Source organism: Proteus sp. fly-1067 (genome assembly GCF_040139345.1).
In the GTDB taxonomy this organism is placed as follows: domain Bacteria; phylum Pseudomonadota; class Gammaproteobacteria; order Enterobacterales; family Enterobacteriaceae; genus Proteus; species Proteus vulgaris_B.
This window is the reverse complement of the sequence record NZ_JBEEUL010000007.1, coordinates 186,814-198,143: the sequence shown is the minus strand read 5'-3', so window position 1 is coordinate 198,143 and position 11,330 is coordinate 186,814. Positions and strand designations below refer to the sequence as shown.

The window sequence follows — 11,330 nt, the reverse complement described above, 5'->3', positions numbered from 1 at the left end:
GGAATAGCTCAGTTGGTAGAGCACAACCTTGCCAAGGTTGGGGTCGCGAGTTCGAGTCTCGTTTCCCGCTCCAATCTTTCTTAGACAATTGTTAGTAGTGTTATGCGACGCGGGAATAGCTCAGTTGGTAGAGCACAACCTTGCCAAGGTTGGGGTCGCGAGTTCGAGTCTCGTTTCCCGCTCCAAGTTTTTCTCTTCTGTTTTATCAAATCTCATTTTTTAATCCTCATAAAGAAAATTTTAAGTTTTTCCTCTCGCTTTTTTAAATATCGACTACACTGTTTTAGGATCATAAATTAGGGAATTTTACTTAATACACGTAAAGAGAGTGTGAGTAATTATTGTGCAAAAAAAGAAATGCCGTTAATGCATGTAAGATCAAGCTATTTTTTTGTGATCTATCTTTGATCTTTGCTTGCTTTTCTATTTTGACGGCACTAGAATGTGCGCCTTTCCTCATTTAAGGGGGAAATAAGAGGCAAGATCATTTTTTTGGTTTTAGGCCTTTATTCTGTTAAACACGCATTGAATAGTATTTTAGAAAAAAGAAAGGGTTTTAGGCGCTTTTCTTAAAAAAAATGTAATAAATATTCTACTATTCTTAAAATCTTCCCAAATTGATTTATCCACAGAGAGATGCTAATAACCACTGCATCTAAGCATTATTTATTTTTTTACTGCACAGAGTTATCCACAGAGACTTATCATTAAGTGATAAGAATACTATTCTCTTCAATAAATCAATTGGATTTTATATCTACTTGATAACTAAGTTTATTTTAATTTTTTTTAAATTTGGGTCTTAGTTCGCTTGAATTTTTTTTTCATGTTGATAGGCAAGGGTTTTTTATTTTATTCACAGGTAAAATTAAAGATTACTCATTATATGTTTATTCTGTTAAAAACTAAGCATCTCTCGGTAAGCCTTTAGTTATTGCTCTTACTAGACGTTTTTGTTGCGAAGTCTGTATTTTTACCTCTTTTTCATTTCGTTTTGCTGTCTGCTGGGCTATTGCCCAATTCAAATGTTCATCTAAAACATCACTTAATCCAAAGCGCTCTTTCAAGGCAAGTATAATTTTATCTTGATAAGGTGCATTTCCTAACGCTACGCTAATATTTCTAAGCCAGCGTAAGTAACCGATACGACGGATCGGTGAACCTTCTGTTATACGAAGAAATTTTTCTTCACTCCATTGAAAAAGATCGAGTAATTCAGGTGTATGGAGTGCTCGGCGGGGAGAAAAATCTTCTTCACCTGTCAATGATGAGAAGCGATTCCAAGGACAAATAAGCTGACAATCATCACAACCATAGATGCGGTTACCCATTAATGGGCGAAATTCTTCAGGGATCGCGCCATCAAGCTCTATTGTAAGATACGAAATACACCGCCGTGCATCGATAGTATAAGGCTCGACAATGGCGCCAGTCGGGCATGTTGTCATGCAAGCGACACATTTACCACATTGTTCTTCGACAGGGCTATCTGTGGGTAAAGGCAAATCGATAAGTAACTCACCTAGAAAAAACCAAGAGCCAGCTTGGTTGTTGATAACAAGTGAGTGTTTACCAACCCAGCCAAGCCCAGCTTTAACCGCTAAAGGGCGTTCCATTATAGGTGCTGAATCAACGAAAGGACGAAAATTGACGATCCCTTGGTATTCATATTGTTGGCAATATTGTGTAATTTTTTCGCAGAGTTTTTTAAGACGCTGTCTTAATACTTTGTGATAATCCCGACCTAGTGCATAACGACTAATATAGCCTTGTTCTGGGTTATTTAATGTTCGAGCAAAAGCGGCATCTGTGGGAAGGTAATTCATTCTCACGCTAATAACCCGTAATGCGCCAGGCACAAGCTCATGAGGTCTTGCGCGTGTCATGCCATATTTCGCCATCCATGCCATTTCGCCATGATATTGTTTATCTAACCAAGCTTGTAAGCGAGGCTCTTCAAGTGATAAGTCAGTATCACATATCCCTGTTTGTTGAAAACCTAACTCAAAACCCCATAATTTAATGTTTTGAGCGAGAAGATTAAGATCGAGTGATGACATGAATAAACCGAATCAATAGGTAAGAGGTGAGTCCTAAGAGCGCGCAGTGTATCATAGTGAGTCAGTAGGAAAAATCCTCGCAATAAATAGATTTATGGTATGGTTATTTGATAGTTATTTCGATAACTATTTGCCTTAAGAGAACATATAAAGCTTGGTATTTGAGGTTATCCAACGATCTCTCTTTATTAAGCCGTTATAACTTAACAATAGATTATATAAATATGAAAGAATGGGTTGTTACATTAGAAGATGAAGCGGCAACAGTTGAACTTGGGCGTACTGTTGCAATGGCGACTAATCATAGCGGATTGATCATTTATTTATATGGCGATCTTGGTGCTGGAAAAACAACCTTTAGCCGAGGCTTTTTGCAAGCGCTTGGTCATCAAGGGCATGTTAAAAGCCCAACATATACATTAGTTGAGCCCTATATGCTTTCGCCAAATCCTGTTTATCATTTCGATCTTTATCGTTTAGCATCAGCTGAAGAGCTGGAATTTATGGGAATACGCGACTATTTTGAGCAAGACGCGTTATGCCTTATTGAATGGCCATCGCAAGGCGAAGGCTTTTTACCTAATGCCGATTTAGAACTTCATTTAAGCTATGAAGATGAAGGTCGAAAAGCGCGTTTTGTTGCCCTTTCACAAAGAGGGAATACTGTTTTATCCCATATTCAGTCTGCATAAAGGAATATTGATTATGTCGAGTCTCATCACTATTGTGAGTCAAAGTCAGCGCTATTTTGTTGCCTTTCTGTTGGTTGTTTTATCTTTTTTCTTTGTGCAAATAGCGCAAGCTGCCACTGTGACAGAAGTAAAAGCAGAAAATGGTAGTTCAGTAACAACCCTCACATTCTCTTTTAGTGGTGGGAAGCCTAGCTATCGATATTATTCATTAAAAAATCCTGACCGTTTGGTGATGGATTTTAAACAGAGCACAAAAATTACAGGGTTGCCTGCAACATTAGGCAATGGGCAGTTAGTTCATAAAATTCGTGCAACGCAATCAAAAGATAGCCAATACCAAAGTATGGTCGTGGAACTTGCCCAGCCAGTTGTTGCGACTGAAAGGCTAATGAATGTAAGCGGAAATTATAAGTTAGTGCTTACTATCAAGCCAATAAATGCTCGACAAAATAATCACTCTCAATCCACCGTGAATGTGGTCGCTTTAGCACCGACAACAATGACGGCGTCAGCCTCAAATACAAATAGAGAAATGGCGCCTTTAACCATGACACCCAAAGCAGAGGTTGCCCCAGTTGCTCCTATTGTGAAACCACGTACCACTTCATCAAAACCACAAGTGGGCTCTCGTCAAATTATTATTGCGATAGATGCAGGTCATGGTGGACAAGATCCTGGTGCGATAGGCCAGAAAGGTAATCGTGAAAAAGATGTCACTTTAAGTGTGGCAAGAAAATTAGAAACTCGTTTACATAACGATCCGATGTTTAAACCTGTATTAACGCGTAATGGTGACTATTTTATTTCCGTTGCTGGACGTTCGGAAGTTGCCCGTAAGCAAAATGCGAATATGTTAGTTTCTATCCATGCAGACTCGGCCCCTAATCGCAGTGCAAGAGGTGCTTCTGTGTGGGTGCTTTCTAATCGTCGAGCAAACAGTGAATTAGGTAAATGGCTTGAACAAAGTGAAAAGCAATCTGAATTACTGGGTGGTGCAGGTGATGCTTTATCAGATGGGGCTGATCCTTATTTAAGTCAAACGGTACTTGATTTACAATTTGGTAATTCACAGCGTGTGGGTTATGACGTTGCAGTTGCTGTGTTATCTGAATTGAGAAAAGTGGGGTCTTTACATAAAAAGACACCAGAACATGCGAGTTTAGGCGTGTTACGTTCACCGGATATCCCTTCAATTTTAGTTGAAACGGGCTTTATTAGTCATGTAGCTGAAGAGCAGTTACTGATTTCTGATGCTTATCAAGAAAAACTTGCTGCTTCTATTCATGCGGGTTTAAGAAATTATTTTCTGGCTCATCCTTTACAAAATGCACCCAATTGATTGAGTAAAAGGAATAAAAGGTAATGGCGATAAATTTATTACCTCCTCAGCTTGCAAACCAAATTGCCGCAGGGGAAGTTGTTGAAAGACCTGCATCTGTGGTCAAAGAGTTACTCGAAAATAGTTTAGATGCGGGGGCGACTACAATTGATATTGATATCGATAAAGGTGGCGCCAAACTTATCCGCATTCGTGATAATGGATGTGGTATCACTCGTGATGATTTGAAGTTAGCACTTGCTCGCCATGCAACTAGTAAAATATCAAGTCTTGATGATCTTGAAGCCATAATAAGTATGGGGTTTCGTGGAGAAGCATTAGCCAGTATTAGCTCTGTTTCTCGCCTAACGCTGACCTCACGTACTCAATCTCAAGATGAAGCGTGGCAAGCTTATGCTGAAGGCCGAGATATGACCGTTACCGTTAAACCAGCAGCTCATCCTGTGGGGAGTACGGTTGAAGTCCTTGATCTGTTTTATAACACACCAGCAAGGCGAAAATTTTTACGCACTGAAAAAACAGAATTTGCACATATTGATGAAGTGGTTCGTAGAATTGCGTTGTCGCGCTTTGATGTCTCTATTAATCTTACCCATAATGGTAAACGTGTTCGTCAATACCGTGCAGTAAAAGATGAAAGCCAGCAAAATCGCCGTTTGAGTGCGATTTGCGGTAATAATTTTGTCAATCAATCAATGCATTTATCGTGGGAACACGGTGATTTAGCAATAAAAGGTTGGGTGGAACACCCCTTATCGCCAGTACAATGTAGTGATATTCAATATTGTTATGTTAATGGGCGAATGATGCGTGATAGGTTGATTAATCATGCTATTCGCCAGGCTTATGATGGATATTTGAAAGAAGAACAACAGCCTTCTTATATCCTCTATTTGAGCGTTGATCCTCATCAAGTGGACGTTAATGTTCATCCGGCGAAACATGAAGTCCGTTTTCATGAATCACGTTTAGTGCATGATTTTATCTATCAGGGTGTGTTGAGTGTTTTACGACAAGCCACGCAGACACCTTTATCACAGACTTTAGATGAAGAAGATAATGAAATCGCGTTGAGTTTTCCTGAAAATCGTCAAGTTGCAGGTGAAAACGTATTCTCACAGCCTTATCAAGCACCAGTTAGTCAGAACCCCGCCAATAGATCCCAGTCACATCAAGTTAATGAGCGGGAGACTCATCATCAAAAACAATCTCACCAATTCGGTGAAAATCGTCAGTTTGGTGAAAGCTATCAACGTACACAAGGTGCGCTTTATCAAAAAATGATGCAAGAAAGTGCTTCTACATTAAATGATAAAGAAAAAATACCATTATTTCCTGAGCGTGCCCCATTGAATTTAGATGAAATCGTTCATACAACTAATAATATTAAAGAAGATGCGATTTCGGTGATGCCTCGTTCTGTCAATGCGAAAGAAGGGCAAACTGATTATACTTTTGGGCGAGTATTGGCAATTTATCAGCAGAAATATGCGTTAATAGAATCTTCACAAGGTCTTGGGCTGTTATCATTGGAACAAGCTGATTTTCTGTTAAAATGTGCGCAATTATTGCCTAAAGATGAAACATTAAAGCCCCAACCTTTGTTAGTGCCTTTAAAATTAGCATTAAGTAAAGAAGAAATTAATGTATTCAATCAGTTTCACGCATTAATCAGTGAATTTGGTATTACTATTGAAATTTCACAAGGTAAAGCAACAATATATGCAGTACCGTTGCCTTTGCGTCAGCAAAATTTACCCGCGTTACTGACCGCATTATTGGCGTATTTGTCGATTGAAAAATTATGTACAAAACAACAGCTTGGGCAATGGTTTGCAAAACAGATAAGCGTAGAGCAAGCAATATGGTCACAAGCTCAAGCGGTTGGGCTATTGGCCGATATTGAAAGACTTTGTCCTCAATATGTCAGACAGCCAGCAAAAAACTTATTACAATTAATAGAATTACAACCGGTGGTAGCGGCATTAAATAATGAGCGATGTAAACATACAAATAAAACCTAAAGCTATTTTTTTAATGGGTCCTACAGCGTCAGGTAAAACAGCATTAGCAATAGCACTAAGACAAAAATTACCTGTAGATATTATTAGTGTGGATTCTGCTCTTATCTATCGTGGAATGGATATTGGAACAGCTAAGCCAGATGCGATAGAGCAATCGCTTGCGCCACATCGATTAATTGATATTCTAGACCCGGCATTACCTTACTCAGCAGCAGATTTTCGCCGAGATGCATTAAGTGCAATGGAAGAAATTACAGCTGCTGGGCGAATTCCACTATTAGTGGGTGGGACTATGCTATATTTTAAAGCGTTACTTGATGGCCTATCGCCTTTGCCTAGTGCCAATCCTGAGGTTCGTGCTGAAATAGAGAAAAAAGCAGCAGAGCAAGGATGGGAGGCAATACATAAAGAGCTTGGATTAGTCGATCCCGTTGCTGCGCAACGAATACATCCTAATGATCCTCAGCGGCTTTCTCGTGCGCTAGAAGTTTACCTGATTTCAGGTAAAACAATGACAGAGTTGACAAAAATATCAGGCGAATCTTTGCCCTATGATGTTTATCAATTTGCGATTGCTCCGAAAGATAGAAATGTTCTTCACCAGCGCATTGAAGCACGTTTTAAACAGATGCTAACGTGTGGATTTGAAGATGAAGTAAAAGCATTATATGAACGGGGTGATTTGCATGAAGATTTACCTTCTGTACGTTGTGTCGGTTATCGCCAGATGTGGTCATATTTATCAGGCGAAATAGATTATGATGAGATGGTTTATCGAGGGATCTGTGCTACCCGGCAATTAGCGAAGCGACAAATCACCTGGTTAAGAGGCTGGAATGATATTCACTGGCTTGATAGTGAAGAACCGAAACAATCTCTTGACACTGTTTTGCAGGTAGTTAGTGCATAGATGGTAGGTTTGTGTAAAATTGATAGTTGCCAAAGCGCAATTTTTGAGTAGTTCATTTTTCGAACCAATTGGGTTCTAATATAAAACAACAAAATAAGGAAAACATAGAATGGCTAAGGGGCAATCTTTGCAAGATCCTTTCCTGAACGCATTACGTCGTGAAAGGGTTCCCGTTTCTATCTATTTGGTAAACGGTATTAAATTGCAGGGTCAGATCGAATCTTTTGACCAATTTGTTATTTTGCTGAAAAACACAGTAAGCCAGATGGTATATAAACATGCTATCTCTACCGTGGTACCTTCGCGTCCTGTTTCTCATCATAGCAATACAGGTACGAATCAAACTGGTACAGGTTACAGCGGTAGCGCTACTCAGCAGGATGATGTTGCAGAATAATTATCCACTATTATTCTTGATATAAGAAAAACATAGGTAGGGAGACTTTACCTATGTTTTTTCCTGTTTTTATAAAGTCCAAGAGGTTTCGCCTTTGTTTGATCGTTATGAAGGTGGCGAACTCGCCGTCTTAGTGCACGTCTTCTTTTCTCAAGAAAAGGATGTTGATGATTTGCAAGAATTTGAATCCTTGGTGACATCTGCGGGTGTTAAGCCAGTTCAGATTATTACAGGAAATCGTAAAGCGCCTCATCCCAAATATTATGTGGGTGAAGGTAAGGCAGAAGAAATTGCCGAGGCTGTAAAAGCAAGTGGTGCAGATGTTGTTTTATTTAATCATGCACTGACACCGGCACAAGAACGAAATCTGGAAAGACTTTGTGAATGCCGTGTAGTTGATCGCACGGGAGTTATCCTTGATATTTTTGCTCAAAGAGCAAGAACTCATGAAGGAAAGCTACAGGTAGAACTCGCCCAGTTACGTCACTTATCAACTCGTTTAGTCAGAGGGTGGACTCACCTTGAGAGACAAAAAGGAGGGATTGGGTTACGAGGACCGGGTGAAACTCAGCTAGAAACAGACCGCCGCTTACTCAGAGGTAAAATTAGTCAAATTCTAATGCGATTGGGTAGGGTTGAGCGTCAGCGTGAACAAGGAAGACAAGCGCGGAGTAAAGCTGATATTCCAACATTATCCCTTGTTGGTTACACAAATGCAGGGAAATCGAGTTTATTTAATCATATTACCTGTTCTGATGTGTATGCAGCAGATCAGTTGTTTGCAACATTGGACCCCACATTAAGGCGTATTCAAGTTGATGATGTAGGAACAGTTGTATTGGCTGATACCGTTGGATTTATTCGACATTTGCCTCATGATCTTGTTGCTGCTTTTAAAGCGACTTTGCAAGAAACACGAGAAGCAACCTTACTTCTTCATGTTATTGATGCGGCGGATAGTCGTTTTGAGGATAATATTCATGCAGTTGAAAGTGTATTAGAAGAGATAGATGCTCAAGAAATACCCACACTGCATGTCATGAACAAAATTGATCTTCTTGAAGATTTCACTCCAAGAATTGATCGAAATGAAGAAAACTTACCCATTAGGGTTTGGGTTTCAGCACAAACAGGTGAAGGTATTCCTCTGTTATATCAGGCGTTGACAGAACGTCTTTCAGGTGAGATCGCACACTTTGAATTACGTTTACCGCCAGAAGATACAGGGCGCTTGCGTAGTCGTTTTTATCAATTACAGTCAATAGAACGTGAATGGATTGAAAAAGACGGTAAAGTTGGGCTAATCATACGTATGCCTATGGTAGACTGGCATCGCCTTTGCAAGCAGGAACCCAATTTATTGGATTACGTGGTCTGATATTCGGCCATAAAAAAGAACATTAACTGAGAGCTGGCGACGAAATCGGCTCTTAAGCCTGATAAATCTAATCATAATAATGGAGCTAGAACATGGCGTGGAATCAGCCCGGTAACAACGGACAAGACCGCGACCCGTGGGGTAACCGAAACAGCGGCAATAATAATGGCGATGGTAACGGTAACTCCAACGGCAATCAAGGAGGTCGGAATCGTGGAGCATCAGATCTCGATGATATGTTCCGTAAACTGAGTGAAAAACTTGGTGGTTTCGGCGGTAAAAAAGGTGGGAACTCCTCTTCTGGGCAAAATGGCGGGCCTCGTGGTAATGCTGGAAATCTTTTGATTTCTCTTGCATTAGGTGCGGTTGTCGTAGTTTGGGCTGCCAGTGGTTTTTATACCATTAAAGAAGCAGAACAGGGTGTTGTGACTCGTTTTGGTAAATTTTACCAAATCGTTGAACCTGGTCTGAACTGGAAACCGACTTTTATTGATGAGGTTCAGCCTGTTAACGTGAAAACTATCCGTGATTTAACCACGGGTGGCATGATGTTAACGTCAGATGAAAATATGGTTCAAGTTGAGATAAACGTGCAGTACGTTGTCTCTGATCCAGAAACATTTCTGTTTAACCTCACAACACCTATTAACAGCTTAGGTCAAGCAACCGACAGTGCTGTACGTGGTGTTATTGGTCGTTCAGAAATGGAAAAAATTCTGACTTCAAACCGTTCAGAAATTCGTGACCAGACGCGTCAAGAATTAGAAGAGACTATCCGTCCTTATAATATGGGTATCTCTATTGTGGACGTCAACTTCCAAGTAGCGCGTCCTCCAGAAGCTGTAAAAGCGGCATTCGATGACGTAATTGCGGCTCGTGAAGAAGAACAAAAAACAATTCGTCAAGCTGAAGCTTATAAAAACGAAGTGTTACCGTTAGCTAAAGGTAACGCACAACGTATGATTGAAGAAGCAACAGCGTATAAAACCAGTGTGGTGATGAGAGCAGAGGGTGAGGTAGCTAGCTTTGCTAAAATCTTACCTGAGTATCGTGCAGCTCCTGAAATTACTCGCGAGCGTCTTTACATTGAAACGATGGAAAAAGTGCTATCGAAAACACGTAAAGTCATTGCAAATGATAAAGGTAACAGTATGTTAGTGCTACCTTTAGAGCAAATGCTACGTCAGCCATCTCAATCGGGAGTATCAAATACCCTTGAGGCGCCGGCTCGTATGCCCGCACCAGCTCCAACTGTAAATCCAACACCGACACAAAAACCAGCAACAACGACTTATAGTAATGGTGGATATGGTAGTAATAATGGCGGTTATGGTCAGCCTTACGGCAATAATCAAGGAGGACAATAATCATGCGTAAAGTTATCGCTGTTGTTGCAGTTATTATTTTAGCGTTGTTGTACTCCTCTGTATTTGTCGTTCAACAATATGAGCGTGGTATTATTTTACGCTTCGCAAAAGTTGTTCGTGATGCTGAAAATAAACCTGTTGTTTATGAGCCAGGTCTTCATTTTAAAATTCCATTCATTGAGAATGTGAAAAAACTGGATGCGCGTATTCAAACTATGAATATCCAGCAAGACCGTTTCTTATCTGGTGAGAATAAAGACTTATTAGTTGACTCTTATCTAAAATGGCGTATCAGTGATTTCAGTACTTACTATCTGGCAACAGGTGGTGGTAATACAACGCAAGCTGAAACTTTACTGCGTCGTAAATTCAGTGACCGTTTACGTTCTGAAATTGGTCGTATGAGCGTAAATCAAATTATTACGGATTCTCGTGGTCGTTTAACCATTGATGTTCGTAATGCACTGAATGAAGGTACACCTTCTCGAGATACAAGTGCTGCTGATGATGCTATTGCCATTGCAGCGAAGAAAGTAGCTGAAGAAACTAAAGGTCAAGCTCCTGCTATCAATATGAACAGTATGGCGGCATTAGGTATTGAAGTGATTGACGTTCGAATCAAGCAAATCAACCTACCTATGGAAGTTTCTGAGGCGATTTATCAGCGTATGCGTGCAGAACGTGAAGCAGTTGCTCGTCGTCACCGTTCACAAGGTCAAGAGCAAGCGGTGAAAATTCGCGCGGCAGCGGATAAGACAGTAACAGAAACATTAGCTGAATCTGAGCGTGAATCTTTACGTCTTCGTGGTGAAGGTGATGCACAAGCAACAAAACTGTTTGCTGATGCATTCAACCAAGATCCTGACTTCTATGCTTTCATTCGTAGCTTACGTGCTTATGAGAAGAGCTTTAATCAAGACGGCAATGACGTCATGGTGTTAAGCCCAGATAGCGATTTCTTACGCTATATGAAAGCACCAACCAAAGCGCGTGCGATTGAAGAGTAATTAAAACGCGTTAGATTGGCTGAATAAATAATAAAAATCCTCCACCTTAATAAGTGGGGGATTTTTTTTGATATCAATAAGATAAAAAGAATTACTTAGTAGCAAAATAAATAATTGTGCTTATTAAGATGAAAAATTACCCTTAATGGTTTCCAA

At 40.1% G+C, this 11,330-nt stretch carries 9 protein-coding genes and 1 tRNA gene; 9 read left to right on the top strand and 1 reads right to left on the bottom strand.

From position 1 onward, the window contains the following. Window positions 1–109: 109 nt before the first annotated feature. Window positions 110–185, top strand: a tRNA-Gly gene (locus ABN217_RS11840). 720 nt (window positions 186–905) lie between these two features. Here the strand turns inward: ABN217_RS11840 and queG are convergent. After that, window positions 906–2,060 carry a tRNA epoxyqueuosine(34) reductase QueG gene (queG, locus tag ABN217_RS11835; RefSeq protein WP_349459439.1) on the bottom strand — a complete coding sequence of 385 codons (1,155 nt, stop codon included), beginning with the start codon at window positions 2,058–2,060 and terminating at the stop codon, window positions 906–908. Between the two features lie 224 nt (window positions 2,061–2,284). Between queG and tsaE the strand changes: the two genes are divergently transcribed. The 8 genes from tsaE (at window position 2,285) to hflC (ending at window position 11,174) form a co-directional block, all read left to right on the top strand. Beyond that, window positions 2,285–2,752 carry a tRNA (adenosine(37)-N6)-threonylcarbamoyltransferase complex ATPase subunit type 1 TsaE gene (tsaE, locus tag ABN217_RS11830; RefSeq protein ID WP_072069608.1) on the top strand — a complete coding sequence of 156 codons (468 nt, stop codon included), beginning with the start codon at window positions 2,285–2,287 and terminating at the stop codon, window positions 2,750–2,752. A 13-nt stretch (window positions 2,753–2,765) separates the two neighbouring features. Next, window positions 2,766–4,091, top strand: a complete 1,326-nt coding sequence (locus ABN217_RS11825; RefSeq protein ID WP_349459438.1) for an N-acetylmuramoyl-L-alanine amidase — start codon at window positions 2,766–2,768, stop codon at window positions 4,089–4,091. A 23-nt stretch (window positions 4,092–4,114) separates the two neighbouring features. Then, complete coding sequence (mutL, locus tag ABN217_RS11820) at window positions 4,115–6,115, top strand: DNA mismatch repair endonuclease MutL (protein ID WP_349439523.1); 2,001 nt, start codon at window positions 4,115–4,117, stop codon at window positions 6,113–6,115. Continuing rightward, the gene (gene miaA / locus ABN217_RS11815; protein ID WP_072069605.1) at window positions 6,084–7,025 is read left to right on the top strand and encodes a tRNA (adenosine(37)-N6)-dimethylallyltransferase MiaA; all 942 of its coding nucleotides are present in this window, start codon (window positions 6,084–6,086) and stop codon (window positions 7,023–7,025) included. Before mutL ends, miaA begins: the two co-directional genes overlap by 32 nt. 109 nt (window positions 7,026–7,134) lie before the next feature. After that, on the top strand, window positions 7,135–7,422 hold the full coding sequence (gene hfq / locus ABN217_RS11810; protein WP_072069604.1) for an RNA chaperone Hfq: 288 nt from the start codon (window positions 7,135–7,137) through the stop codon (window positions 7,420–7,422). A gap of 94 nt (window positions 7,423–7,516) precedes the next feature. Continuing rightward, window positions 7,517–8,800, top strand: coding sequence for a ribosome rescue GTPase HflX (gene hflX, locus ABN217_RS11805; RefSeq protein ID WP_072069603.1), 1,284 nt, complete (start codon window positions 7,517–7,519; stop codon window positions 8,798–8,800). 92 nt (window positions 8,801–8,892) lie between these two features. Continuing rightward, window positions 8,893–10,167, top strand: a complete 1,275-nt coding sequence (hflK, locus tag ABN217_RS11800; RefSeq protein WP_349459437.1) for an FtsH protease activity modulator HflK — start codon at window positions 8,893–8,895, stop codon at window positions 10,165–10,167. A 2-nt stretch (window positions 10,168–10,169) separates the two neighbouring features. Then, complete coding sequence (hflC, locus tag ABN217_RS11795) at window positions 10,170–11,174, top strand: protease modulator HflC (RefSeq protein ID WP_069369876.1); 1,005 nt, start codon at window positions 10,170–10,172, stop codon at window positions 11,172–11,174. Window positions 11,175–11,330: the final 156 nt, after the last annotated feature.

Bases quoted from the DNA above. Each gene is read 5' to 3' on its own strand.
- queG (WP_349459439.1), bottom strand. From the start codon at position 2,060: ATGTCATCACTCGATCTTAATCTTCTCGCTCAAAACATTAAATTATGG.
- tsaE (WP_072069608.1), top strand. From the start codon at position 2,285: ATGAAAGAATGGGTTGTTACATTAGAAGATGAAGCGGCAACAGTTGAA.
- ABN217_RS11825 (WP_349459438.1), top strand. From the start codon at position 2,766: ATGTCGAGTCTCATCACTATTGTGAGTCAAAGTCAGCGCTATTTTGTT.
- mutL (WP_349439523.1), top strand. From the start codon at position 4,115: ATGGCGATAAATTTATTACCTCCTCAGCTTGCAAACCAAATTGCCGCA.
- miaA (WP_072069605.1), top strand. From the start codon at position 6,084: ATGAGCGATGTAAACATACAAATAAAACCTAAAGCTATTTTTTTAATG.
- hfq (WP_072069604.1), top strand. From the start codon at position 7,135: ATGGCTAAGGGGCAATCTTTGCAAGATCCTTTCCTGAACGCATTACGT.
- hflK (WP_349459437.1), top strand. From the start codon at position 8,893: ATGGCGTGGAATCAGCCCGGTAACAACGGACAAGACCGCGACCCGTGG.
- hflC (WP_069369876.1), top strand. From the start codon at position 10,170: ATGCGTAAAGTTATCGCTGTTGTTGCAGTTATTATTTTAGCGTTGTTG.